This is a genomic window from Ruegeria sp. HKCCA4633 (genome assembly GCF_013034605.1).
GTDB lineage: Bacteria > Pseudomonadota > Alphaproteobacteria > Rhodobacterales > Rhodobacteraceae > Ruegeria.
In genome coordinates this window covers 364740-391048 of record NZ_WQGJ01000002.1, presented here as the reverse complement: position 1 = coordinate 391048, position 26309 = coordinate 364740, and the positions used below count along the sequence as shown (strand labels likewise).

22 protein-coding genes are annotated in these 26309 nt (G+C 55.3%); 9 read left to right on the top strand and 13 right to left on the bottom strand.

Going from position 1 to position 26309, the window contains the following annotated elements; all coding sequences use genetic code 11:
- From sthA to mtnA, 3 genes are all read left to right on the top strand, one after another.
- The gene (gene sthA, locus GOV85_RS08385) at positions 1-1458 is read left to right on the top strand and encodes a Si-specific NAD(P)(+) transhydrogenase (RefSeq protein ID WP_171176886.1); all 1458 of its coding nucleotides are present in this window, start codon (positions 1-3) and stop codon (positions 1456-1458) included.
- Positions 1455-1910 carry a YaiI/YqxD family protein gene (locus GOV85_RS08380; RefSeq protein ID WP_171176884.1) on the top strand — a complete coding sequence of 152 codons (456 nt, stop codon included), beginning with the start codon at positions 1455-1457 and terminating at the stop codon, positions 1908-1910. The genes sthA and GOV85_RS08380 overlap by 4 nt, the downstream gene beginning before the upstream one ends.
- A 122-nt stretch (positions 1911-2032) precedes the next feature.
- The gene (gene mtnA / locus GOV85_RS08375; protein WP_171176881.1) at positions 2033-3127 is read left to right on the top strand and encodes an S-methyl-5-thioribose-1-phosphate isomerase; all 1095 of its coding nucleotides are present in this window, start codon (positions 2033-2035) and stop codon (positions 3125-3127) included.
- Positions 3128-3205: 78 nt separating this feature from the next.
- Here mtnA and GOV85_RS08370 read toward each other — a convergent pair whose 3' ends face one another.
- Positions 3206-4441: an MFS transporter gene (locus GOV85_RS08370; RefSeq protein ID WP_171176880.1), complete on the bottom strand. Its 1236-nt coding sequence runs from the start codon at positions 4439-4441 to the stop codon at positions 3206-3208.
- Positions 4442-4590: 149 nt separating this feature from the next.
- Here GOV85_RS08370 and zapE point away from each other — a divergent pair, with 149 nt between their 5' ends.
- Positions 4591-5649, top strand: coding sequence for a cell division protein ZapE (gene zapE / locus GOV85_RS08365; protein WP_171176877.1), 1059 nt, complete (start codon positions 4591-4593; stop codon positions 5647-5649).
- Between the two features lie 59 nt (positions 5650-5708).
- Here zapE and GOV85_RS08360 read toward each other — a convergent pair whose 3' ends face one another.
- From GOV85_RS08360 to GOV85_RS08345, 4 genes are read right to left on the bottom strand one after another with little or no spacing between them, the layout of a single operon-like run.
- Positions 5709-6983 carry a folylpolyglutamate synthase/dihydrofolate synthase family protein gene (locus tag GOV85_RS08360; protein WP_171176875.1) on the bottom strand — a complete coding sequence of 425 codons (1275 nt, stop codon included), beginning with the start codon at positions 6981-6983 and terminating at the stop codon, positions 5709-5711.
- Complete coding sequence (accD, locus tag GOV85_RS08355) at positions 6980-7909, bottom strand: acetyl-CoA carboxylase, carboxyltransferase subunit beta (RefSeq protein ID WP_171176873.1); 930 nt, start codon at positions 7907-7909, stop codon at positions 6980-6982. The genes GOV85_RS08360 and accD overlap by 4 nt, the downstream gene beginning before the upstream one ends.
- 60 nt (positions 7910-7969) lie before the next feature.
- Entirely contained in the window at positions 7970-8854 is an 885-nt protein-coding gene (locus tag GOV85_RS08350) for a CPBP family intramembrane glutamic endopeptidase (protein ID WP_171176871.1), read from the bottom strand.
- Entirely contained in the window at positions 8847-11954 is a 3108-nt protein-coding gene (locus GOV85_RS08345) for an ABC transporter transmembrane domain-containing protein (RefSeq protein WP_171176869.1), read from the bottom strand. The genes GOV85_RS08350 and GOV85_RS08345 overlap by 8 nt, the downstream gene beginning before the upstream one ends.
- Positions 11955-12201: 247 nt before the next feature.
- Between GOV85_RS08345 and GOV85_RS08340 the strand changes: the two genes are divergently transcribed.
- The 3 genes from GOV85_RS08340 (at position 12202) to GOV85_RS08330 (ending at position 14938) form a co-directional block, all read left to right on the top strand.
- The gene (locus tag GOV85_RS08340) at positions 12202-12963 is read left to right on the top strand and encodes a DUF6478 family protein (protein WP_171176867.1); all 762 of its coding nucleotides are present in this window, start codon (positions 12202-12204) and stop codon (positions 12961-12963) included.
- A gap of 11 nt (positions 12964-12974) precedes the next feature.
- A complete protein-coding gene (locus GOV85_RS08335) occupies positions 12975-13334 on the top strand; it encodes a hypothetical protein (RefSeq protein WP_171176864.1) in 360 nt (119 codons plus the stop codon).
- Between the two features lie 77 nt (positions 13335-13411).
- Entirely contained in the window at positions 13412-14938 is a 1527-nt protein-coding gene (locus GOV85_RS08330; protein ID WP_171176862.1) for an MFS transporter, read from the top strand.
- A 111-nt stretch (positions 14939-15049) separates the two neighbouring features.
- On the opposite strand, the gene GOV85_RS08325 is transcribed toward GOV85_RS08330, so the two are convergent.
- From GOV85_RS08325 to GOV85_RS08300, 6 genes are all read right to left on the bottom strand, one after another.
- Positions 15050-16390 carry a S41 family peptidase gene (locus tag GOV85_RS08325; RefSeq protein WP_171176860.1) on the bottom strand — a complete coding sequence of 447 codons (1341 nt, stop codon included), beginning with the start codon at positions 16388-16390 and terminating at the stop codon, positions 15050-15052.
- Between the two features lie 6 nt (positions 16391-16396).
- Positions 16397-17527, bottom strand: a complete 1131-nt coding sequence (locus tag GOV85_RS08320) for a murein hydrolase activator EnvC (RefSeq protein ID WP_171176859.1) — start codon at positions 17525-17527, stop codon at positions 16397-16399.
- Entirely contained in the window at positions 17524-19041 is a 1518-nt protein-coding gene (gene gpmI, locus GOV85_RS08315) for a 2,3-bisphosphoglycerate-independent phosphoglycerate mutase (protein WP_171176857.1), read from the bottom strand. The genes GOV85_RS08320 and gpmI overlap by 4 nt, the downstream gene beginning before the upstream one ends.
- A 102-nt stretch (positions 19042-19143) precedes the next feature.
- Positions 19144-20814: a sulfatase-like hydrolase/transferase gene (locus GOV85_RS08310; protein WP_171176855.1), complete on the bottom strand. Its 1671-nt coding sequence runs from the start codon at positions 20812-20814 to the stop codon at positions 19144-19146.
- A 70-nt stretch (positions 20815-20884) separates the two neighbouring features.
- Positions 20885-21121, bottom strand: coding sequence for a (Na+)-NQR maturation NqrM (nqrM, locus tag GOV85_RS08305; RefSeq protein WP_171094920.1), 237 nt, complete (start codon positions 21119-21121; stop codon positions 20885-20887).
- A 14-nt stretch (positions 21122-21135) separates the two neighbouring features.
- Positions 21136-22161 carry an FAD:protein FMN transferase gene (locus GOV85_RS08300; protein WP_245223155.1) on the bottom strand — a complete coding sequence of 342 codons (1026 nt, stop codon included), beginning with the start codon at positions 22159-22161 and terminating at the stop codon, positions 21136-21138.
- 376 nt (positions 22162-22537) lie between these two features.
- Here GOV85_RS08300 and GOV85_RS08295 point away from each other — a divergent pair, with 376 nt between their 5' ends.
- Entirely contained in the window at positions 22538-23062 is a 525-nt protein-coding gene (locus GOV85_RS08295; RefSeq protein WP_171176851.1) for a CBS domain-containing protein, read from the top strand.
- 2 nt (positions 23063-23064) lie between these two features.
- Here the strand turns inward: GOV85_RS08295 and GOV85_RS08290 are convergent, their stop codons facing one another.
- Complete coding sequence (locus tag GOV85_RS08290) at positions 23065-23829, bottom strand: metallophosphoesterase family protein (protein WP_171176848.1); 765 nt, start codon at positions 23827-23829, stop codon at positions 23065-23067.
- 184 nt (positions 23830-24013) lie between these two features.
- On the opposite strand from GOV85_RS08290, the gene GOV85_RS08285 reads away from it, so the two are divergent.
- Entirely contained in the window at positions 24014-25027 is a 1014-nt protein-coding gene (locus GOV85_RS08285; RefSeq protein WP_171176846.1) for an NAD-dependent epimerase/dehydratase family protein, read from the top strand.
- Positions 25028-25083: 56 nt separating this feature from the next.
- Here the strand turns inward: GOV85_RS08285 and nqrF are convergent, their stop codons facing one another.
- A complete protein-coding gene (nqrF, locus tag GOV85_RS08280; protein ID WP_171176844.1) occupies positions 25084-26307 on the bottom strand; it encodes an NADH:ubiquinone reductase (Na(+)-transporting) subunit F in 1224 nt (407 codons plus the stop codon).
- Positions 26308-26309: the final 2 nt, after the last annotated feature.

Genomic DNA, 26309 nt, shown 5'->3' with positions numbered 1-26309 from the left:
ATGAGCGAATATGACTATGACCTGATTATCATCGGGTCCGGCCCTTCGGGGCGGTCAGCAGCCATTCAAGCCGGTAAACTGAAGCGTCGCGTTCTTGTGATCGACCGCAAGGATCGCTTCGGCGGTGTTTCGGTTCATACCGGCACCATCCCGTCCAAGACCCTGCGTGAAACGGTTCTGAACCTCTCGGGCTGGCGTGAACGCAGCTTTTACGGCCGTTCCTATCGGGTCAAAGACCAGATTCGCGCCGAAGATCTTAAGGCCCGCCTGCATATGACGCTCGATCATGAGGTCGATGTGTTGGAACACCAGTTCAACCGCAACCATGTCGATACGCTGGATGGCCTGGCCAAGTTCGTTGGACCTCATGAGGTCGAAGTTGCGACCGACGCTGGCGAGACTACGCGGGTGACGGCTGCCAAGTTCCTGGTCGCAACTGGCACCAAAACCTATCGCCCGGAATATGTGCCTTTCAACGGCAAGACCGTGGTCGATGGTGACGAATTTCTGGAAATGGCGGAAATTCCACGATCCTTGGTCGTCATTGGTGCGGGCGTCATTGGGGTCGAATACGCCACGATGTTTTCGGCCCTGGACGTAAGGGTGACATTGATCGAACCGCGCGACACGTTTCTGGATTTCATCGACAGCCGTTTGATCCATGATTTCACGCATCAGATCCGAGAAAATGGTGTTGACCTGCGATTGGGTTCGGCTGTTGAAAAGATCGAAGATGCCGGTGAACATGTGGAAGTGACATTGGATAACGGCCGCCATGTTCGGGCAGAAATGCTTTTGTTTGCTGCCGGACGCATGGGCGCGACATCAAAACTCAATCTCGATGCCGTTGGGCTGGAAACAGATCACCGCAACCGGATCAAGGTGGATCGTAAGACATACCAGACAGCAGTGCCGCATATCTATGCGACCGGCGACGTGATCGGGCACCCATCTCTGGCCTCGACGTCTCTGCAACAAGGGCGCGTGGCCGCCTGTCACGCACTTGAAACACCCACACTGCCGGAAAGCCCGTGGTATCCCTACGGCATCTACTCGGTTCCCGAGATTTCAACCTGCGGCATGTCCGAAGAAGAACTGCAGGAACGCGGTATACCCTATGAGGTCGGCGTCGCCCGGTTCCGCGAAACATCGCGCGGGCATATCATGGGGTTGGAGCACGGGATGCTGAAAATGCTGTTCTCGCTCAAAACCCGCCGGGTCTTGGGTGTGCAGATTGTTGGCGAAGGCGCGACCGAACTGATTCACATTGCTCAGGCCGTGTTGAACCTTAAGGGTACCGTGGATTATTTCGTTCAGAACACGTTCAACTATCCAACCCTGGCCGAAGCATACAAGATTGCAGGTCTGGATGCGTTCAATCGGATGCCTATTCCTGAAGAATTCAAAGTGCGTAAAAAACCAGCTGAACCCGCCAAGAAAGAGGCTAAGAAGGCGTGACCACGCTTTATGTTGACGGCGACGCCTGCCCTGTGAAGGCCGAAGCTGAACGGGTGGCAACACGGCACAAAGTGCCCGTGGCGCTGGTGTCCAATGGGGGGCTTCGCCCATCGGCCAATCCGCTGGTGCAGGTTGTCATCGTCTCAGAAGGCGCTGATGAGGCCGACAAGTGGATCGCCGAGCGGTGCGGTAAAGGGGATGTGGTTGTTACGTCCGACATCCCTCTGGCTGCCAAATGCGTTGAAGCAGGCGCACGGGTCTTGCGCCCCAACGGCGAGACTTTCACCGCAGCCAATATTGGTCAACAACTCGCGATGCGCGACTTGATGGCTGACCTGCGCGCCGCCAACCCACTTGGAGCGAGTGGTGGTGGACGACCCTTCAGCAAAGCAGATCGGTCGCGGTTTCTGGATGCATTGGAACGGGAAATACGCGCCGCTACGCGTGGCTGACTATAACGGAAGCCGATCCAAAATACTGATACGAAATCAGAAACGACCGTTTACAAGGCCCGCGTAAGAACGCACGCTGTGTTTGAATTCTGATCAGACCATTCGAACACGGAGACTGCATTATGCAAGTACAGGGCACTCACTACAGATCGATTTGGTGGGACAAGTCACAGGGCGAGGTTCGGATTATCGATCAACGCTGGTTGCCGCATGATTTCCGGGTCGTAACCTTGAAAACGTTGGATGAGTTTGCAGCTGCAATTCGGGATATGTGGGTCAGGGGCGCACCTTTGATTGGCGCGACAGCCGCTTTTGGCATAGCTGAACAGATGTCCCGTGATAGCTCCGAAGCGTCGTTTGATGCGGCGTATGATGTTTTGCACGCAACGCGGCCCACCGCAATCAACCTGCGTTGGGCTTTGGACAGATGCCGAGAGGCCCTGATGCCGCTGGCTGTGTCCGATCGTGCCGAACGCGCATGGGTCTTGGCGCAGGAAATCGCTGACGAAGACGTCGAAATCAACGCCGCAATTGGTCGCCACGGGCTGGAGTTGATCAAAGAGATTGCCGCGCGCAAACCCGCGGGGGAACCAGTGCGGCTGTTGACCCATTGCAACGCAGGATGGTTGGCGACAGTCGATTGGGGCACAGCCACAAGCCCCATGTATCATGCGCATAACGAGGGCATCCCCCTGCATGTTTGGGTGGATGAAACCCGGCCCCGCAATCAAGGTGCGCTGACCTCATGGGAACTGGGCGAGCACGGCATCCCCCATCGCTACATCGTGGACAATGCCGGGGGGCACCTGATGCAGCATGGGTTGGTTGACATGGTTATCACTGGCACCGACCGCACCACGGCACAGGGTGACGTCTGCAATAAGATAGGCACCTACCTCAAGGCGTTGGCAGCGCATGACAACAATATTCCATTTTATGTTGCCCTGCCTTCTCCGACAATAGATTGGACCGTGCGCGATGGCGTAGCTGAAATTCCAATCGAAGAACGCGATACACGCGAAGTGACTCATATCCTCGGTGTTGATGAGCACTCCGCGATTTCGGATGTGCGCGTGACCCCAGTTGGAACGGAGGGGGGCAATCCGGCCTTTGACGTCACCCCAAACCGGCTTGTCACCGGGCTGATTACCGAACGTGGTGTTTGCGAAGCCTCAGCCGCTGGATTGGCTGGCTTATTCCCAGACAGGGCTGGTTAGCACATAGGTCTGGCATCGCGTTGAAAAATTGGGTCGCACCAGGTGCTTGCCGTTTTTGGTTTGTTGATTAGGAAGATTTTAGGCCGGAAGGGCAGAACGATTTTCGCGGATGGGCAGATGCACGATTGCGCTGAATGCTCCGATCGCGACGCCGATCCACCAAACCATGCTGTAATCGCCGAATTGATCATACAAGCGACCACCCAACCACACACCCAGAAAGCTGCCAAGCTGGTGGCTGAAGAAGATGATGCCATAAAGCGTTCCCATGTACCGCAAGCCGTAAAGATGCGCCACAAGACCCGACGTGAGTGGCACAGTGGCCAACCAAAGCGATCCCATCACCAGCGAGAATACGATGACTGATAGAGGAGTGATCGGGAACAGGATAAACAAAGCCGCTGCCAATGTGCGCCCCGTGTAGACCCCAGCCAAAAGGTATTTCTTGGGGAAGTGGTTCCCTGCCCATCCCGCCAGCAACGTACCACCGATATTGGCCAGACCGATCAGCGAAATCGACACGGCCCCAAGCGCTGACGTCGAGGTGATACCGACGGAATGCAAAACACCACCGGGCTGAATCGGGCCACACATTTCGGTCACAAATGCCGGGAAATGGGCGGTGATGAATCCCAACTGATACCCGCAGCTAAAGAACCCCATAAAAATCAAAGCATAAGAAGGATCGCGGAACGCCTTGCCCAAAATCTCGCTCATGCTTTCTTGCAGTTCCGTCTTGCTGGCACTTTGCGGCGCGCGCATGAATGGCAGAGCAAGCACAAGCGCCAGGATCGCGACCGCAAACACGATAAAAACCTGCTGCCAAGGCAGGAAGGTCAGCAGCCACTCGGCGGTGGGGGCACCCAGCACCTGCCCGAAACTTCCTGCGGCTGTGACGATAGCAAGCGACATCGAGCGGTTTTCGTCTGAAGACGCGCGACCGACCACAGCAAGAACCACACCAAACCCAGTACCTGCGATGCCGAAGCCTACCAACCACGCATACATCTGATGCTCAAATGGAGTGACGGACCATGCAGAAAGCACCATACCGGCAGCATAGGTCAAAGCACCCAGAATGATCGCCTTGCGGTCGCCAATCTTCTCGGCAATTGCACCAAAGATGGGCTGTCCGATGCCCCACGCCAGGTTTTGAATTGCAATCGCCATTGAAAAGTCAGTGCGCAGCCAACCGAACTCATCCGCGATTGGAATCTGGAACACGCCGAACGATGCACGCACGGCAAAACTGACCGTGATGATAATACATCCGACGATCAGGATCGGATTCAGCAAGCGGGCGGATTGTGGCATTGATATCTCGGGCGTTTCGTCCAAAGGACCGTATCGCTTTTGCGGGCGACGTCAATTCAGCAGATTTGCAGTCACGGATAAGCAAATTTGATGTGCCAAAAAAAATGGTTTCTTTTCAACGGGCGGTCGGGCGGGTAAGGCTCGGAATTATGACGGATCTAATATCGCTATACGAGGCCCGCGTCGCGGATGGAACCCTGACCCGCGACGACGCACAAGAGGCCGTTCTTCCGCAATTCGAACGTATCCGTGCCGCGCTGTCAGAGCCAGTTAAACGCGGTTTTTTCCGCAAAGTGCCTCCACCCCCAAAAGGATTGTATCTTTGGGGAGGAGTCGGGCGAGGAAAATCGATGCTGATGGATATGTTTGTCGAAACGCTCGGCGACATACCGGCGCGACGTGTCCATTTTCACGCTTTCATGCAGGAAATCCACGCTGGGATGCATAAAGCTCGGAAAGAGAACGTCGAAGATGCACTGGCTCCTGTGGCGAAGGATGTGGTCAAATCCGTCCGGCTGCTGGCATTTGATGAGATGCAGATCACGGACATCACCGATGCGATGATTGTTGGACGTCTGTTCGATCTGTTGAATGAGGGTGGCGTGGTGGTTGTGACGACCTCGAACCGGCATCCAGATGATCTGTACAAGGATGGGCTGAACAGGCAGCTGTTTCTGCCGTTCATTGCGCATATCAAGGAACAGCTACGGGTTTGGGAACTGGTTTCGCCCACCGACTACCGCCAAAACCGGCTGGAAGGTGCGCCGGTCTATTTTTCGCCAATCGGCCCAGAAGCCCGGCAGAACATACGAGAGGTTTGGAAGGATCTTGCAGGCGGCCCCGCCGAACCGCTTGTTTTTCAAGTCAATAGCCGCGCGGTTGAGCTGCCTGCCTTTCGCAACGGGGTCGCGCGGGCATCATTCTACGACCTGTGTGGACGGATGTTGGGGCCTGCTGATTACCTGGCAATTGCCGATGCTGTGAAGGTGCTGGTGCTGGAAGACATCCCACGCTTGTCGCGCAACAACTTTAACGAAGCCAAGCGGTTCGTAACCCTTATCGATTCCCTATATGAGGCCAGGGTCCGCTTGATCTGTTCCGCCGCAGCTGAGCCCGAAATGCTTTATGTGGAAGGCGAAGGGACCTTTGAGTTTGAACGCACAGCCTCACGCCTAAGGGAGATGCAGGACAAAGACTGGGGTGCCTAGGGGGCGCTGCGCGCGCCTCCCCAAAGTATTTCGAGCCAGGTGAAGGGCGCGGGGCGTGCCTAGCCGTTTTCGCGCAGGATATTGCCCGCAAGGTAAAGCGAGCCGCAGATCAACACACGGGCTTGGGGGTCGTCGGCTGTGATCGCCGCCAACGCTTCCGATACATTGTTTGCCGTAGACGCAGGCAAGTCGACTTTGGTCGCTGCAGCTGCAGTTTCTTCTGCACTGAGTGTCGCGGCTTCACCCGGAATTGAAACGGCGGTTAGGCTTGTGGCCTGCCCGGCCAAAGGTGAGAGATACCCGGTTACATCTTTTGTGTTGAGCATACCGCAGATCATGTGCGTCGGTTTCTGCGGTAGTTTGGCCAGTACATCAGCCAGAGCAATTCCTGCTGCCGCGTTGTGACCGCCATCCAGCCAAAGCTCGGCCTGTGGTGCCTGTTCGATCAACGGGCCGGTTTTCAGGCGCTGCATACGGGCGGGCCATTCGGCTTTGGTCACGGCAGCCTCATAGGCGTCATCGCCCATGTCCAGATGGCGCAAAACGGCCACGGCCGCACCCGCGTTCTGAATTTGGTGCGCACCCAGCAGGTTGGGCAGTGGAAGATCCCGCAAACCGGTTTCGTCCTGATAGATCAAGCGTCCGTTTTCTTCATGCACATTCCAGTGTTGCCCATGAACCAACAACGGAGCACCCAGTCGAGCGGCTGTATATTCTATGACCTCAAGGGCTTCGTCCTGTTGGGGCCCAACGATGCAGGGCACGCCGGGTTTGATGATCCCGGCCTTTTCAGCTGCGATCTCGCCCAATGTGTTGCCCAAAAACTGCTCATGATCGATCGATACCGGCGTAATCACTGTTACTACAGGATTATCGATTACGTTAGTGGCGTCCAGTCGTCCGCCCAGACCAACCTCAAGAAGAGTATAGTCTGCTTTTGTACGGGCAAAGGCCAACAGAGCCGCGCAGGTGGTGATTTCGAAATAGGTGATGTCTTCACCTTTGTTGGCGGCATAGCACTCGTCCAAAACCGCCGTCAGATCGGATTCCGAGATCAATTCTCCAGCCAGCCGGATGCGTTCGTGAAACCGCGCCAAATGGGGCGAGGTATAGGCATGTGCCGAGTGCCCTGCCCCCTCAAGCCCCGCGCGGATCATGGCTTGGGTCGAGCCTTTGCCATTGGTTCCGGCAATATGGACAACCGGGGGCAGCTTGAGCTGTGGATGATCCAGCGCAGCCAGCAAACGCCAAACGCGGTCCAAGGTCAGATCAATGATCTTGGGATGTAGCGCCATCATCCGATCAAGAATTGCGTCAGATGTTTGTGCGGTCATTTCTGGCTGGTCTCTTCGGCCGGTGCCTCAGCTGCTTCTTCCGGTTCTGGTGCGGGCAGTTCGCCAACAATTGCCGGAGGCTGGTTCGTAAGCATCCGGGTAATGGTAATCAGCTCATCACGCATTTCGGTACGCTTGGTGACTCGGTCCAGCATACCGTGATCCAGCAGATATTCGGCGCGCTGGAACCCTTCAGGCAGCTTTTCCCGAATCGTTTGTTCAATCACACGGGGGCCGGCAAAGCAGATCAACGCGTTGGGTTCCGAGATATGCACATCGCCCAGCATCGCGTAAGAAGCAGTTACACCCCCAGTAGTGGGATGGGTCAGAACGACGATATAGGGCAGGTTCGCTTCTTTCAGCATCTCAACCGCAACAGTGGTACGCGGCATTTGCATCAGGCTTAGGATACCTTCCTGCATCCGGGCTCCACCGGCGGCCGAAAACAGGATCAGCGGGCGTTTGAGCTTTACCGCCTCTTGGGCGGCAGCGATGATCGCGTTGCCCACATACATGCCCATCGAGCCGCCCATGAAAGAGAAATCCTGCGCGGCAGCAACAATCGGAGTGCGTCCAATTTCGCCCACGACCACCAGCATAGCCTCTTTTTCACCGGTCTTTTTCTGCGCCGCTTTCATGCGGTCCGGGTATTTTTTCTGATCACGGAATTGTAGTGGGTCGTCCTTGGGGGCCGGGACCTCAACTTCTGTGAAAACGCCGCCGTCGAACAGGTGCTTGAACCGGTCACGCGGGGTAATTGCCATGTGGTGGCCGCACTGGGTGCAGACATTCTGGTTCTCGGCCAGTTCGCGGTGGAACAGCATCGTTCCGCACTCGTCGCACTTATGCCAGAGGTTTTCGGGAACCTCGCGGCGCGAAAAGATCGAGTTGATCCGGGGGCGGACGTAGTTTGTGATCCAGTTCATGTGGGAACCTTGGCTTTTGCGGTGTTGTCGTCAAATAAGGCGCAACGGAAGGAAATGCAATCAACGCCTGAGCGCAAGCCGCGCGGCCAACCAGCAAACGAACATAACCGCCAAGTCCACCAACAGCCAAGGGCGCAGCTGTTCCGGGTCAGACGTGTCAAAGGGCAGCACAAAAAGTGCCAACCCGCTGAGACTGTCGGGCAATGAAATGAACAGCAAAGCGATGAAATTGTTGAAAAAATGAAGGGCGATGGCAGGTCCCAAAGTGCCTGCTCTGGCCGTCAGATCGGACGCCAGCAGCCCAAAAACAAAGGCCCAAAGCGCGATCAAGAGCGCATTGCCCCCCGCCGCGTCTGGTGAATAATGGCCTGCTGCAAACAAAATGGATGGCAGGCCCATCCAAATGATCGGTGAACTAAACCGCGCTGCAAGAGTTTGCTGGATATACCCGCGAAACAGGATTTCTTCGGCACTGATTTGAATCAGGACGGCGCAGGCCGCAATCGGAAGCAACAGTGCCCATGTTGTCAGCGGCAGCTTTTGCGTCAGCTCTCCACCCATCCCGTAAGGCGGCAGCAGAAACCCGATCACGCCGAGGATAATCAAGGCTTTTAGAACTTTGAAAAACTGCGCTATGGCAATGCTGCGGTCTCCAATTATGGACCAAAGTGTTCTTTGTTGAATCTTACGGGCGGCGATGGCCACAGCTAAGGTTATGAACCCGAAACTCATCAGCAGCAGAATTAATGCAAGCGGCGAGCTCCCCACCAAAAGTTCCTGTGCCCATTCGTCTGGGCCCATCTCTACGAGCACGGCAAAGAACACCATGTTCAGGAGGCTGACCAATATACCGATCAACAATAGGCCCAGAAGCAGACGCCAAACCTCGGGCCGCTTGCGCGCGGTTTCCGTCAGATAGGCGTGTGGGGTGTATGCCTCAGGCATGGTTGTTTGAACTCTCTGGCTCTGTGTCTTGGGACACCGAGGGCAACACGTCCTCGGCGTTTTGGGCAGCCGAGATCCTCGTGGAAAGCGTTGTCAGATAACCGGCAACGGTTCTGAGCAACTGCGTAGCAACGGTTGCATCGCTTTCAACCACGGCACGCAGCTCCTCGGCCCCGATGCGCAGGAACAGACAGTCTTCTGTGGCGACCAGATCCAATTGGCGGTCTTCACCTGTAATGATCGACAAATCTCCGATGAGGCGCCCTGGCTCGATGATCGAAATCGGACGCTTAGTTCCATCATCGTTGAACCAATCCAACCGAGCCTGGCCCGAAATGCACAGATATGCGGCATCCGGGGCCTGCCCGCGCGAAAATATGACTTGTCCAGCTTTGACCTCGTACCATTGGGCTGAAAATGCAAGGAGCCGCTGGTTGCGCCCATCCAGACTTGAAAACAACTCCGTGGCCGAAAGGATTTCAAGCTTCCGGCTCAGATCATCCGAGGTGCTGCCCGTATGTTCAGATTTGCTTCGGGAAACGCCGTCAATTCGGCCCTCCTTGATTTCAATAAACAAATCATAGGCTTCGGGATGAGCAAAGTGATCTTCCATGAATATCATAATCGAGTCGGGCAAAAGCTCGCGCAGTTTCAAACGTGTGCGCAACCGGCTTTCTGAATCGTGACTGGCCAATGCCTTGTCCAGAATCAGGACATCTGGGCGTTTGATCCCAGCGCGCGAAAACGCGGCGCGTTCCTGAAAAACGGTTGGCAGATTGTTACCGCCCAGACCGGATGGCAGATCATAGATGATCGCAGCGGCTCTGCGACGAAGCCCCGCTTCGTTAAGGGCTTCGGCGACCACATCCTCGATTTCGTCCGCATGTGCACCCGCCATCAGAGAAACCCGACCATAGATCGCGTTCTCCATCACGGTCAGTCGGGGCACGTAGAGATCGGGCGTGACTGGCATGAACAATCCGTCCATTGCACCCCGTAACCGCTCGGCGTGGCTTTTTCGGATCGTCAGGATTTTGTCCTTATATTCCTCCGGGAAGTCCGGTCCGATCTGCTCGGCGGTCAAAAGGAAAGGCACCGTCAACAGCAAAGCACGGTCTTCCGGGCTGAGTGCCATATCACCTTTGGCTTTGCGCTGATCCTCGATGTCGAGCAACCTGTGGAACATGTCTTTCGACATTCCGAGCCGAAGGAACAAGGGGTGGTCCGCGCCGTCCCGCCCGAAGGTTTTACTGAGTGTGTCCAGAACCGCATTGGAAATGCTCAGGGCTTCTTCTGCCAGATCATGCACAGTGAGCATTTTCAGGAAACGGGCATCCTCGACCAGATAGTCGGGTGAGATTTCCCGCGACGGTGCCGCGAACAGCAGGTTGCCGCCCAAAGGAACCGCCGGATTAAACCGATCCGGATCAAAGCGATAGACATAGCGGTCCAGACCTTTGTCTTTCAGACGCTCGGCAATTGTTTCCCGCAGATTGACCACTTCGCGGGCCAAAACGGGATGAATTCCGGGGTCAAACTGCGTGCGCAGCGTGCGACGGAACATGAACTCGTCAATCCCCATGGCTTCGACCAATTGGAACCACCAATCGCGGATATCTTCGATATCGTCCAAACCCGCCAAACCAGGGTCGATCCATTCATCGTTCAAAGAGTCGACCGGATTACCGGACCGGGCAGCTTCAATCTGCTTGCGAGTCGGAGCTTTCTGCGCTTCGGCATCGTGCTGGGGATGCGTGCGTAACGGCATCATCAGGTTATCACCCAGAGTTCCATCAAACAGATAGGGGCGCGAATACGCATAGCCGATCCGGGCCGCAATCACAGCCTGGTGTAGGTCGTTCAGGTTGTGGCCGGAAACGATCACTTCCCCCTGAACAGGCAAGATTTCTCGGGTTAAAAGCTGACCTAGCGCACTGCGTTCTGAGGCGTGAGTTGACTGGATGGCAACGCGGGCGCCGTGGGGTATGGTTAGATCCAGATCTTCCAAAATGGTTTTGCCGTCGCTGTCGCGGACTGTCACATTGCGCAGCTCTATCGCGCCGTCCAGGCGCGGGATTGACTCGGGTTCTCCGGAAAACAGCTCTTTGGGGATCATGTGGTCAGGGGCGAACCGTTCGGTCACAATTTCCCACCGCAAAGACATGTCCTGAACCTGGTTGTAATAGGTCAGCAAGTCCTTCCAGGGGCCGCTCAGATCCTTGTAAGCCCCCAAAGCAGCGACCAGAGCGCCCACCGTCACCTCACCCGTAATCGCCAGATAACCACCCACGGAATAAAACAGAAAGGGCGTCATCTGAGTGATCAGATTGTTGAGGAACTTCATGAAGAATTTCTTGTTGTAGATCTTAAAGCGGATCTCGAACAATTTTCCTAATCTGTCGCTGAACTGGGCCAGACGATAGCGCCAGCCGCCATTGGTGCGCAGGTCACTGATCCCCGCAGCGCTTTCACCGATTTCCGAGCTTAGGCGCCGGACTTCCTGAATACGGTCTTTGTTCAGCAGGTTGATCTGTCGCTGCAATTTGGGGATCAGCCATGCCTGCAAGGGGATCAAAGCAATGCTGGCCAGTCCGAACCACACGCTTTGCATGAACAGGAATGTGACGATCGTCATCATCTGACCGAACTGGAACACGGGCTGAGCGATCGCGTCACCCATAAGGCCACCCATCGGTTCTGCTTCGGATGTAATCATCGAAACCAGCTCGCCCTGACTGGTGGTGGCAAAATAAGACTTTGGAAAGCGCATCGAACGTTCAATCAGCGTGAACCGCAACCGACGCAGCATGCGTTCTGCCAGGACACCCTTCATCGTGTTGATGCGCATTTTCATCAGGCCGCTGGCAATAACAGTCCCAAGAAACGCAACACACAATATCAACAGGTAATGAACTTGCGTTACGGTGATGCCCCAGATGGTGACCGTATCAGCCGGAGCGCCGATGGCATCGTTGATAATCTGCTTGGGCAGTTCCAACGAGGCGTAAAGGAAGGGAAATGACAGCACTGTCAGCAACAGCAAGACCAACTGCTGCTTCTTCGAGTACTTCCAAATGAAAGAAAATAATGTGGGCTCCATTTCACGGCCTTATAGATAGCTAAACGGATGTGTGGCTAAAACTGGGTGACCCATGTTGCAGGGCCTGACGGTACGCCGTGACTATGCCCATTGCAAGGCAAGACGGGCGCGCGCCATTCGTTGGCGCCTAACCCAAATTTGCGCCTGACCCAACTGAAAAACACGGCATGAAGATCGCGATTTCGTTATTGCGGTTTGTTGCTTGCACCATCTTGACTAAAGAGGCTGTGTATCGGACGACGAGGCCATGGGCAGAATTCTGGATCGTTATTTTCATCGCAAGGCACTGGACCGTTGGCGGCGGGCGGTGCAAAACGCGCAGGATGTCGGTCAAGCAGACTTGAAAATACAACGTGATCAGGCGCGTGTACTGCGCGGCCAACTCGATCAGTTGATTCAAGTGGCCGATTCCCGTCTGATCCGTCCCAAGATCGGATCCAGGCAGTTTCCAAAGCCTGTCGGCACCGACTGGAGCTGCAGGCCGGATTTGTGGCGTGGCCCTTTGGCGCAAACCGGCATAGCCTCAGCCCCACGCAAATCATCCCTTGATGCGCAGGTCAGCCTGTTTCATGACTGCCCTCTATCCGAGATTGCCGTACGGCAAATTCGAATTCGCGATGCACGCGATTTAGCCCCGTTTAGTCTGGCTGTTGAAGTCTTCAGTTTTGAAGGCTCGTTCCTTTCGGTGTCCGTCGATCTGCCAGAGGACGCAATACAGGACCTTTCTCGCGAGCATCTGATACGAATGGAGAGTGTGATCAATTGCGAAAAACCCTCTGGCATGTTCGCCCGCCTCAATATTCAGCACGGCCCCAATTCTGAGCAGGTGCTACGGGAATTATGCCCTTCAGAGTCCCAAAAAGCCGTAGATTTCGACCTGGCTCATCTGCCCCTGAACGAGCGTCGGATCGAAAAGATCTGGGTTGATTTGATCTTTGAGACCCCAAAAATGAACCGGATGGTTGTGCGGGACCTGACGTTCTGCCGCTTCCATCGTGCCGATTTGTGAGACGACCGGACATGACGCAATCAAAACTGACTTTCATCCGGTTCGAAAACGGGGTTTGGCAAGCCCATATAGGGATCGACCAGGAACCGGCAATTGAGGTTCAATACCTTGGTGAACCGCTGAACTCTGCCAGTCTTTCGCCGGCGGAAAATGGCTGGGATCTCAGTATCGAGGTACCCCGGTCAGCCCTGTCCGAAGGGGTTCATAGCTTTGTCATCTCGAATGCTGCAACGACTGAAAAACTAGGTGACTTTACTATTATCGCCGGTACCCCTGCTGCGGATGACCTTCGCGCCGAGGTTGCGTTGCTTCGCGCGGAACTGGACATGCTGAAAAGAGCGTTCCGTCGGATGTATCGCGACGACGACTGAGGCGTTAAGGCTCCCAAACTATCTTTTCAGCTATTTTCCGTGCATCATGGTCGCATTCAAAGTGGATCGCGCCCGACATGGACCGCAGCAGCATTGTTAAAGTCATCGCATTAATGGTGACAGGATTTGGGATCGGCATCGATTTTACCGGTGCTCTGATGCTGGTGCCTGCAATCGAAAACAGTTTTGATGCAGACATCACCAGCACTCAATGGGTTCTGAACATTTACGCCCTGTTTTTTGCCATGACTATGGTTGCGGGCGGGCGACTGGGTGACATGTATGGCCATCGTAAGATGATGATCATCGGACTGTGCATTTTTCTCTTCGCTTCAATCATGTGCTTTGTCTCGCCTAGCCTTGATTTTCTGGTTCTTGCCCGTGCCCTGCAGGGAATTGGCGCAGGATGTGTTTGGCCCTGTACACTGGCCTTTGGCGCGACCAAAGTGTCCAGACCAGAACACCGGGCCCTTGTTATGGGCCTGATCCTGGCGGGTGTGACCACCGGCAATGTGTTTGGACCTATGATCAGCGGATTGGCCGTAAATCTGGGAGAATGGAGGTATTTCTTCCTAGCCAATGTCGTTTTCTCATGTATTTCGATGGCCACCGCCCTAATCCTGATGGAACGCGAGACGCAGCACAAAAAGGACGAACATCTCGACCTCGCTGGCATGGGTCTCTTGGCGTTTGCGGTTCTGTTTTTGCTTTACGCGCTGGATGTTGGTGCGGATTGGGGATGGACATCAGTTCCGCTGTTAATGCTGTTTTTCATCAGCGCGGTGCTGTTCATTTTGTTCCCAAGGATAGAAAAACGTGTCACAGAACCGCTGCTTTTGCCCCAAATGATGCAGAATCGCCAATTCAGGATCACGCTTGGCCTGAATATGTTTAACGTCTCTGCCGCGTTCGTCGGGCTGCTCTACTTCCCTCAATACATGCAAAAGGTTCTAGGCTGGTCGGCCTTTGAGTCCGCTCTGGGACTGGCGCCACTCACGGTGCTTCTGGCTGTGGGATCGATTGTCTCGGGCACGTTGTATAATGATTTCGGACCCAAGCGACTTTTGTTCTGGGGTTATATAATCGCCACAATCGGGGCCGCGACAATTGTCGTTATGCCAAGCGATTTGGGGTATTTTCGCATTTTGCCCGGCATGGCAATGATCGGGCTGGGCGCGACCCTGACCGTTGGCCCATCTGGAACGGCAGCCGTCTGTGCAGTCAAACCCGAACGCGCTGGCCTTGTCGGTGGGCTGAGTTTCATGACGCATCTGGTGTATGGTGCCATTTCCGTCGCTTGCGCCACCGCCATCATGTATGTCGTAAGCCTATCCAAATTGCGTGAAGGTTTGACCGCGGCAGGGATCAAGTTGAACGGGTCGGACCTGAAGGCGATCAATGGCGGTACACTGGATGCACCTTCGGCCCAGGCGGTGATCGGCCATCTGAGCGAAACTGACCTGGAAAAGGTTCATTTCGCCCTGTCCGCTGCTTTCAACAGCGGTATGAGCATGGCGTTCGTCTTTTCGACCGTGTCCGTATCGGTGGGTATCGTGCTGGCGCTTCTGCTGGATGAAAAAAAGCTACACAAGATCGAAGGTTAGCCCGATTTCACATACAGTTGAAACGCGCCCCGCCAGCGGCCTCTGAATCCGAATTCTATCAGTGAGGTTTGCACAAAGAAAAAGGGCCGCGTTGGCCGCGGCCCCGTTTTGTTATTGAGACGGCCCGTCGGGGTTAAACGCCGAAAGGCCTTTGAGGATGTCGATGGCATATGCCAACTGATAATCCTCTTCCCGCAGTTCAGCCGTGGCTTCGGCTTTGGCGCGGTCTTCTTCAATCTGGCGAATTTCATCTTCGCTGAGGCTGTCATTGTCCAGGCTGCCGCGCAGCTCGGCCTCTGATCGGGTAAAGCGGCTATCCTCTTCCTCTTCAGTCTCGGGCTGCGGCCTTGGCTGTTCCACGATAATATCAGGGCTGACACCAAGGGCCTGAATAGAACGACCCGACGGTGTGTAATAGCGTGACGTGGTCAGACGCATGGCCCCGTCACCGCGCAGAGGCATAACCGTTTGCACGGAGCCCTTCCCGAAGCTTTTCGTGCCGACCACAATCGCACGGCGGTGATCCTGCAATGCACCTGCCACAATTTCGGACGCCGATGCCGAACCACCATTGATCAGAACAACGATTGGTTTGCCTTCAGCCAGATCGCCGGGCGAAGCATTAAAGCGCTCTCCCTCTTCCGGATCACGGCCGCGGGTCGAAACGATTTCGCCTTCGTTCAGGAACGCATCCGAGACTTTGATTGCCTGCGTCAGCAAGCCGCCCGGATTGTTGCGCAGGTCGAGGACAAATCCATTGACCTTATCGATGCCACCGGCTTCCTCGATCTGTTCCTGCAAACCTTCTTTAAGGTTCGGGAAGGTCTGGTCGTTGAACGTGGTCACTCGCAGAACAACGCTGGTGCCTTCGGTGCGCGCACGAACAGCCGTCAGTTTGATCGTGTCCCGGATGATCGTGACGTCGAAAGGATCCGGCTCACCTTCGCGAACGACAGTGATTACAATCTCGGAACCCACCGGGCCACGCATCAGGTCAACAGCCTTATCCAGCGTAAGGCCCAGAATGCTTTCGCCATCGACATGAGTGATGAAGTCCCCGGCCTCAATTCCGGCTGCGTCTGCAGGGGTATCGTCAATCGGCGATACGACTTTGACAAAACCGTCTTCCTGCGTGACTTCGATACCAAGCCCGCCGAACTCACCCCGGGTCTGCACGCGCATCTGTTCGGCATCGTCGGGCGAAAGATAGCTGGAATGCGGATCAAGCGAGGTCAACATGCCATCAATGGCTGCCTCGATCAGCTCTTCGGGTTCGACCTCTTCAACATATTGCGCGCGGATGCGCTCAAAAATGTCGCCAAACAGATCCAGTTGCTCATAGACGCTGGCCTTGTTTTCGGCCTCCTGCGCCAGCAGTGGTCCCGCTATCTGGGTCGTTGCAAGAATTCCTGCCACAGTTCCGGCCAGACCGGCCATCACAAATCTCTTCATACTCGTTTATCCATCCTTGTCGGTCCGGAACCATGTTTCCGGGTCCACGGGGCTATTATCTTCTCTTACCTCTATATAGAGCGTTTCTGAGCGATCAGTTCCAGTGCCATCACCGCTTGTTGACAATATTGCGCCAATTTCGGGCGTTTCACCGGGCATCAAGCCCACCGGAGTGCCCTCGGGGATCACCTGACCGGGGTGGCCATAGACCTCTTGCAACCCGGAAAACACAAAAAGCAGCCCCGGCTGCGGTTCAAGAATAACCAGATTCCCCAGATCCAATAAGGGACCCCGATAACGGATCGTGGCCGCCGTGGGCGAAGTAACCAGCGTACGCGGACGTGTTCCAAGCACCAAACCGGCGCGTGTCACCCCCGCAGCGTCCGTTTCGCCAGCTTTGTGCAACAAGACGCCCTGGACCGGCAAAGAAATCTGCCCTTTCTGACCCGAAACATCCGCATCAGTTTCAATGATCTCGCCTTCCGAGATTTCAGATAGTCCACTTGCAAACCCGTCCAGCGTTTCGGTCGAGGAAATCAGAATGGCCGTGCGCACTGGGTCCTCGACAAATCGTCTGGGCAGATCTGTGCGATCGGCGATGGCTTCGCTCAGGCGCGCGCGTGCATCCTGAACGCCTCTAAGGCCCTTAGTCAGGGTTTCCGACGCGCTTTGTTGCAGCAGGCGCAGTGTCTGTACCTCGTTCAGATCATCTGCCAGAGCCTGCGCTTTGGCGTTCAAGCCCGGAGTGACCTCGGACAGCATCATACCGGCCCGCGCCGCGCCCAATGGGCCCGATGGATGCAACATCAAAACCGGAGGCGCCGTTGTTTCAATGGTTTGCAAAACGCCGATCAACTGCCGGACGTCCTTTTCGCGCGCCTGCAACTCGGCGCTCAGCTGCGCCTCGCGGGTTGCGGCCTGGCGCAGCCCTTCCCGCATCGCGCTCAACCCTGCCTCATAGGCTTGGATCGTTTGGGTAAGCGCACGTACGCGGTCTCGGGCACCGTCAGCCTCGCTTAGCGAGATTGAGGCGTCCTCCAACATCTCTGCGGCTTTCAATGCCGCCAGCGATGAGTCCGACTGGGCCAGCACCGGAACGGCTGAAATCAGGAAAGCCGCAAGGGTCGCCAGTTTCATGACAAAAGGCTTTCTCCGGTCATCTCTGGTGGTTTTGGCAGGCCCATCAATTCAAGCAAGGTTGGGGCCAGATCCGACAAACGCCCCTGCCGTAATTGCGCCCCTTCAGGCCCACCGACCAGCGCCACCGGCACCGGGTTCAGTGTGTGGGCGGTATGCGGACCACCCGTCTCGGGATCAAGCATCATTTCGCAATTGCCATGATCTGCGGTGACAATCATCGCACCGCCGGCCTTTTCCAGTGCAGCAACAACTTGCGCCAGACCCTGATCCACAGCCTCACACGCTTTGATCGCCGCCTTCAGATCACCGGTATGGCCCACCATGTCAGGATTGGCATAGTTTGTGACAATCAGGTCATATCCGTCTTCGATAGCCTCAACAAATTTAGCCGTGACCTCGGCCGCCGACATTTCGGGTTGCAGATCATAAGTCGCAACCTTTGGCGATTTAGGCATAAAACGATCTTCACCCTGCTCAGGCGTCTCTTTGCCGCCGTTCAGGAAGAAGGTTACATGCGGGTATTTCTCGGTTTCGGCCAACCGGAACTGGCGCAACCCCTGTTTGGCCACCCATTCACCCAGAGTATTCACGATGGCCCGCTTTGGAAAAACCGTGGTCATATAGGCGTTGTGGCCGTCCGAATATTCGACCATGCCCAGCAGCGCCGAGAGATTGGGCTGCAGCCCTGTATCAAAGTCAGAAAATCCCGGCTCTCCAATGGCGCGCAGGATTTCCCGCGCCCGATCAGCTCGAAAATTGAGGCAGAAAAACCCGTCGCCGTCTTGAACGCCCGTGTAACCATCAAGAACGGTCGGGGTGATGAACTCGTCTGACTCAGACTGGTTATAGGCATGATCGACGGCACCATGGGCGCTTTGCGCCGCCCTTCCCTGCCCTTTGATCATCGCGTCAAAGGCTTCGCTGACACGCTCCCAGCGATTGTCTCGGTCCATGGCAAAATAGCGTCCGCAGACGGTCACTATGCGCGCGTTTTCAGGCAAGCGCTCTTCCAGTTCCGCGATATAGGTCAGCGCCGATTTTGGCGCTACGTCCCGCCCATCGGTGACTGCGTGCAGCGCAACAGGGACGCCAGCATCGGTGATCGCGGTCGCCGCGGCGACAATATGGTTCAGGTGCCCATGCACGCCCCCGTCCGAGACCAGCCCCATCAGATGTGCTGTCCCGTCTGCCGCTTTCACTTTGGCGATAAATTGTTGCAGGGCTTCATTTTCCAAAAATGACCCATCTTCGATAGCCAGATCGATCTGACCCAAATCCATGGCGACAACGCGGCCTGCGCCGATATTGGTGTGGCCAACCTCTGAATTGCCCATCTGCCCGCTGGGCAGTCCAACATCGGGTCCGTGGGTGATCAGCGTTGCATGAGGGCCTTTGGCCATGATCGCGTCAAAGGTCGGGGTGCACGCAAGATACGGCGCGTTGGCTTTGGTGTCTTCGGACAGCCCCCACCCATCGAGAATGCACAATACAACAGGTTTGGGCGCGGCCATAGAATTTCTCCGATTACTGCTCGTGCGCTTCTTCTATCGCCTTGCCCTCGGCGGGTGAACCACCTTTGGGCAGGTGAAAAAGATTTAATAGACGCAGAGGCGCTATTCCTTAAGGTAGCTCTTGTATGGACGTGCCTTTCGATTGCGGTACTTCACAGTCAGGTCCAAAGGCGCGTCGTTTTCGTCGTACACACCCAAGACAATGCCTCGGCCTCTGCTTTTGGTACGCATATCTATCAATTGCTGTTCCGACCTCGTGGTGCGTTGTGACGGTCGCCGCGCCCATGCGAACAGGTGATCATACATTTCAGCGATCACGTTTGCATGCTCTGCGCTGTTGCCCAGATCATTCAGTTCCTGAGGATCGTTTTCCAGATCAAACAGGATCGGTCTGTGCCCACCTTCGCAATGGATCAGCTTCCACTTTTTGTTGGCCACCATGAACATCACCGCTTCGCGAACCGACACTCCCACGATATCAGCGATCGGTGAGCCTGAGTAATCGTATTCGCAGATGACAAAGTCCCGGGGCACCTCTTCTGCTGACCCATGCAGGATGGGCAGCAACGAATGACCTTCAAGGATATGAGTGGCAACGTCACCGCCTGCCACATCAACAAAGGTTGGAGCCAGATCGATGGACTCGACCAACGCATCACTGACCGTCCCGCGTGTCGCATCAGCCTCGGGCGATGGATCATAAATGATCAGGGGCATTTTGGTCGAAGCATCGTGAAAAAACGTCTTCTCACCCATCCAATGATCACCAAGAAAATCACCGTGATCCGAAGTTAGAACGATCATCGTGTCGTCCATCCGCCCGGTTTTTTCCATCCAGTTAAACAGACGCCCCATCTGATTGTCGGCTTGATTGATCAAGCCCATATAGGCTGGGATCACCGCCTCACGCACATCCTGTCGGGAAAAGGTCTGGCCAATCTTTGTGTCCATGAAAGCCTTGAGCACCGGGTGCGCATTTTGCTGCTCAGCCTCGGATCGTACCACGGGCAAAACATGCTCTGGACCATACATTGAGGCATAAGGTTCTGGCACGATGTAAGGCCAATGCGGTTTGATAAAGCTCAGGTGGCAGCACCACGGGCCATCATGCGTTTCCATAAACTCGATACCGCGCCCTGTCAGATAAGGCGTTTCACTGTCTTCTTCGGCGATGTTTGCGGGTTCCGGCGCATTTTTCAAAAACCAGCCGGACAGAACATTGCCATCTTCATCCAGACCTGAGTTGGCAAAATCATGCCAGGGATTGTCGCTCTCATACCCCTTGGCCTTGAGGAACTTGTTGTACTCCTTCGCTCCGTCCGGATCGTAAAACCCGTCGGGACCCTCGGGCAACATACCATCATCGCGTTCGAATACGTCAAAGCCGCATTCGGCAACCCGGGCACCGATCAGGCTGTCAGGTTCCAGCCCCAACCGCGCCATGCCTTCTGCGTCCGCCCGCATATGAGTTTTGCCGACCAGCCAGCAGTCCATTCCCGCCTTGCGCAGATGGTCGCCCATCGTGATCTCGCCGACTTTGAGCGGAATACCGTTCCAAGACGCCCCATGCGAATGCACATAGCGCCCGGTATAGGTCGACATGCGCGAACTACCGCAGATTGGGGATTGTATGTAAGCGCGGTTAAACCGAACGCCTTTGGCTGCCAGGCGATCGATGTTGGGGGTGTGCAGGTGTGGATGCCCGTAACAGCTCAGGTAGTCCCAGCGCAGCTGGTCGAACATGATGAACAGGATGTTTTTTGCCTTGGCCAATACCACGCCCCCAAACCTTATGGAGACCTAGTTAGCCATTTCCGTCCGCAGTGCGAAGCAAAACTTTGCTTCAGGCCTGACGCTCCATCTGCTCCAGCATCTTCTTGGCGCGCTTGCATTGCAACTGATCGCGCAACGGGCTGTTGGGATCCACGTCCTTTTGGCAGACAACGCATTTATCAGCACCCGAGATTGCATTCAGACCACCACAGCTGCCTTTGATGGTCTTTCCCATCAACATGACGCCGAGTGACATACCCACCATGACGAGGGCGAGAAGAATAAAAGCCAGAATAAAAGTGCTCATCTCAGCTCCACCAGTCAGTTCGATTCCAGCGCGTTTTTGAACGCGGTGCTATGGGCAGTAATATAAGCTTCTTCACCGCCTGTCACATCCCGCGAGATGAAATACACGGCAAGTTTATGCTCTTCCGCCAGTTTCAGGCCCTTTTCCTGACCCAAGGCCAGCATCGCGGTGGCCCAGGCATCGGCCATCATCGCGTTTTCGGCCAAAACAGTGACAGAGGTTGTCCGGTGCGTAATCGGGCGTCCCGTCGTCGGATCGATGATATGCGAATAGCGCACGCCGTCCTGTTCGAAGAAATTCTTGTAATCGCCCGAGCTGGCCATGCCCAGGTCATTCACTGACACGATCAGCTGAATGCTCTGACTGCCCGTTTCCGGTTTTTCGATGCCGATGCGCCAGGCTTCGCCCTTTTCGTTCTGACCCATGGCGACCAGATCACCACCAATTTCAACCAGGTAATTCTCGATTCCGGCGTCCCTTAAGGTTTCGGCAACCGCATCGATGCCATATCCCTTGGCAATTGCAGACAGGTTGATACCGACCCTGGCGTCAGATTTCGCCAGAGTTCCGGCTTCGGTATCCAGCGTCAGCAGACGGCTTTGGCCAACGCTGTTTAACGCGGCCTGGATGTCAGTATCAGACGGCACCGGATCTTCGGGCTTACGAGGGCCAAACCCCCATAATTCGATCAGTGGGCCAAGGGTCACATCGAAAGTTCCACCGGTTTTTTCGTGCACGTCGTTGGCAGCAGCGATGACCAAAGCGAATTCGTTTGAGATAGTCATTGGCTCTGTACTGGCCGACGCCGAAAAGACAGAGACCTCGGAATTCGGGTCCCAGTTCGACATCTTCGCGTTTACCTCAGCCAATGTCTCATCGACCGAGGCCGCAAGTTTGGTCTCGTCCAGATCTTCGCCTATGGCAGTGATATTGAAGGTTGTCCCCATCGTTTCACCGGACAACCGGACCACTTCGGGCTCCTTGTCCAAAAAGCAGCCGGAAAGAAGGGCAACAAGGGCCACAAAAGGCAAAAGACGCATGGGGCGAGCTCCGGGATTTTCTGTGCCCGGCATATGCCAGTGACCCTTGTCAGAGTCAAATCGGCATCACAGCTTTAACGGCAGAAAACCTAATGCCAAAAGCCCAACCCCAGCCGGAACTCCGAACAGCCACGCTCGCTTCTGCCACCCCGGGGCCTGTTGTTTCCAGGCCATGCGAAAGTTGTGACCGCATACGACAACCGCAAAGAATATCAAAGCGGCCACCGGAGGGGTAAGGTAGAGTTCACTCACAAGCCTGATCGTCCTTTGCTGACCACGGAATCCACTTATTCGAGCAATTGCACCCTATACAGGTCATTTAGCTGCGCTAAGGTGAAAGGGAAAGATATTGCAAGATCGAAGAAGGAGATTGCCCATGGCCCCAACCTCGTACCAGGCACCGATGCGCGGTGACAAAGAGGAAAAGACAACGTACAGCCAAACGACCGGGTCCAATCTTGCGCAGTCAAAGACAGCAGTGTCCAAACTGCTTGAGGGCAAAGGGGGCGATGTGTTTTCCGTCCGCCCCAACGAGACGATTCATTCTGTCGTCAACATTCTCAAGGAAAAGCGGATCGGTGCCGTCTTGGTGACGGATCAGAACGGTGCGTTGCAAGGCATTCTGTCAGAGCGCGACATCGTGCGGCGTATGGCGGACACACCCGGACAGACCTTACCTCAATCCGTCGAAGATCTGATGACCAAAGAGGTTAAGACCTGTACAACCGACGATCTGCTGAACGATGTTCTGAAGACCATGACCGAAGGTCGTTTTCGTCATATGCCCGTGCTGCGTGACGGCAAATTGTGTGGCGTTATCACTATCGGAGACGTCGTTCATTTCCGCCTGAAAGAACTGGAATATGAAGCCTTGCGCATGAAGCAGATGATCGTCGGCTAAGGTCAGCCAGTCGAAAGGAACCTGATACTGCCGTCCTGAATTTCAGCTGCCGTGAGTCGGCCCGAGGCAAAAGCGCCCGTGTCAATTGACAATACCCTATTTCTGACACGGGGGTGATCTACGATTGTGTGGCCGTGCACCACCCATTGCCCGTCGCTGCGCGGCAGTCTTGGGAACATTGGATGTCCCCAAAGACAAATCTGGCGATCCTGGGCTTCGAGCGATTGGCGTGGGTCCAACGCTGCGTGAACAAATGTAGCGTTTCCACTGGTCCAGGTCAGCGGTCGGTCGGACAGCCAGTTAAGCAGAGTTTGACCCATCGCTTGACGCAGGCCATCTGCCAATTCTTTCGCTTGCTGAGTGTCTTCTTTGTCTGGGGTCAGCTTGAGGCCGAATGAGGCAAGCGTTTGTACGCCTCCATTTCGAAACCAAATCGGGGCGTATTCCTCTGGGGCATCTACAAAACGCAACAGCATCTCTTCGTGGTTGCCAAGAAGGCAATGAACTCGTCCACCTGACGCTTGGCTCAGATAAAGCAAATGGCGCAAAACATGAGCACTGTTCGGACCACGATCGATATAGTCGCCAACAAAAACCAATGGATCTTGATCGTCTAGACGAGGCAAAAGCGCGTGCAGCAGATCCAGGCGGCCATGAATATCACCCACCGCTGTCACGCGCGTGCCGGGGGAGATGTCGCAAGATACTGTTTCGGTCGCTGGACGCGCCGAACGGTTGAACCGTGATTTGATCCATTTCGTAACCATGCGCCCTGATCCCTACCCTTCCGAGCAAATGGCGGCAATGAACATCTGATTGAACCGGCAAAGTGTTGACCAACACCCTCGTGTTGTCCGATATGACCTTCAAAGTGGTCGAAAAACGTTGATCTCAGGCGCGAAACAAAGTCTTTCGGTCAACGGTGATTTCGTGGTGCGTTCTGAGGGTTTTATGAAACGGGTTTTGATTACGGGCTCTGCGGGGTTCATCGGGTTCCATCTGGCCAAGCTGCTTCTTTCAGAAGGGTTTCAGGTGCATGGCTATGACGGGATGACCGACTATTACGATGTGACGCTTAAACAGCGTAGGCATCAGATCCTGCTACAAACCCCAGGCTTTACCGCGACCGAGGATCGATTGGAAAACTATGACCGGCTGGTGCAGGTGGCGGAGGAATTCCATCCCGATGTCATCGTCCACTTGGCGGCCCAAGCCGGTGTTCGGCACAGCCTCGAATACCCCCGCAGCTATATCGAATCTAATGTCGTTGGCACGTTCAACGTGATGGAAATCGCGCGCCAGCATGAGGTCGGACATCTGTTGATGGCTTCGACCTCGTCCATCTATGGTGCCAACGAAGAGATGCCGTTTACCGAAACGGAAAAAGCGGACACGCAATTGACCATCTACTCTGCCACCAAAAAGGCGAATGAGGCGATGGGGCATTCCTATGCGCATCTGTGGAATCTGCCGACCACGATGTTTCGGTTTTTTACGGTCTATGGCACCTGGGGTCGGCCCGACCTGGCCTATTTCAAGTTTGTGGCCGCCATTCTCGAAGGCCGTCCGATTGACATTTACAATCACGGAGACATGTATCGGGACTTCACCCATGTTGAAGATTTGGTGCGCGGGATCAGATTGCTGATCGATGTACCCCCGGTCCGGCCTGCCAGCCGTGAAGACATCGAGGATGGCGATAGCCTTTCAACGGTTGCGCCCTATCGCATCGTCAATATCGGAAATGGCGACAAAGTGCGTCTGATGGACTTCATCGAAGCCATCGAAGAGGCGGTTGGACAGACGGCCATCAAGAACTTTATGCCGATGCAGATGGGCGACGTTCATGCGACATGGGCTGACAACCGCCTGTTGCAGCGGTTGACCAATTACCGTCCACAGACGGACCTGAAAGATGGCATAGCCCAGTTCGTTTCCTGGTATCGGGATTACTACGGAAAATAGCGTTGGCTAAAAGTTGAATGAAAAAACCGGCGCTGGCTGCGCCGGTTTTTCTATTATTAACCGCCGAAATCGTCCAGCATGATGTCTTCACGATCCACGCCCAGATCCAGCAGCATGTTGATGACCGACTGGTTCATGATGGGCGGACCACACATGTAGAACTCGCAGTCTTCTGGCGCGGGATGGTTCTTGAGGTATTCTTCGAACAGGACGTTATGGATGAATCCGGTATAGCCTTTCCAGTCATCCTCGGGCTGCGCATCCGAAAGCGCGACATGCCATTCGAAATTGTCGAACTCTTCGGCCAGTTGGTCGAAATCCTCGACAAAGAACATCTCTTTCTTCGACCGCGCGCCATACCAGAAGCTGATCTTGCGATCGCGGTTTTCAAGGCGCTTGAGTTGGTCGAAGATGTGGCTTCGCATGGGGGCCATGCCGGCACCACCACCGATGAACACCATCTCTTTTTGGGTCTCACGCGCGAAGAACTCGCCAAACGGACCCGAGATTGTAACCTTGTCACCCGGTTTCAGGTTGAAGATGTAGGATGACATCTGACCCGGCGGGATGCCTTCCGAGCCCGGAGGCGGCGAAGCCACACGGACGTTCAGCATGATCATGCCTTTTTCATCCGGGTAGTTGGCCATCGAATAGGCCCGTTCGATCGGTTCCGCGACAACCGACTCATACTGCCACAGATTGAAGCGATCCCAATCCTCGCGGTATTCCTCTTCCACATCGAAATCGGTGTATTTCAACTGGTGTGCGGGGGCCTCGATCTGGATGTAGCCACCGGCGCGGAAGTTCACATCCTCGCCTTCCGGCAAGTCTAGGGTCAGTGCTTTGATAAAGGTTGCAACGTTTTCGTTCGAACGAACGGTACATTCCCATTTCTTGACGCCGAAGACCTCTTCCGGGACTTCGATGTCCATATCCTGTTTCACGGCCACCTGACAGGACAGTCGGTCACCGCACGAGGCTTCGCGTTTGGTGATATGGCTTTCCTCAGTGGGCAGGATCGACCCACCACCCGAATGCACGCGCACCCGACATTGCGCGCAGGTGCCACCGCCGCCGCAAGCCGAAGGAACAAAAAGCTTCTCGGCCGCCAGCGTTTGCAGCAATTTGCCGCCTGCGGGTACGGAAATGGTTTTCTCGCCGTTGATGGTGATGTTCACGTTGCCGGTCGACACCAGCTTGGACCGGGCGGCCATGATGACGGCCACCAGTGCCAGAACGATGACGGTGAAAAGAGCTACGCCTAGGGTAAAGGTTTCCATTG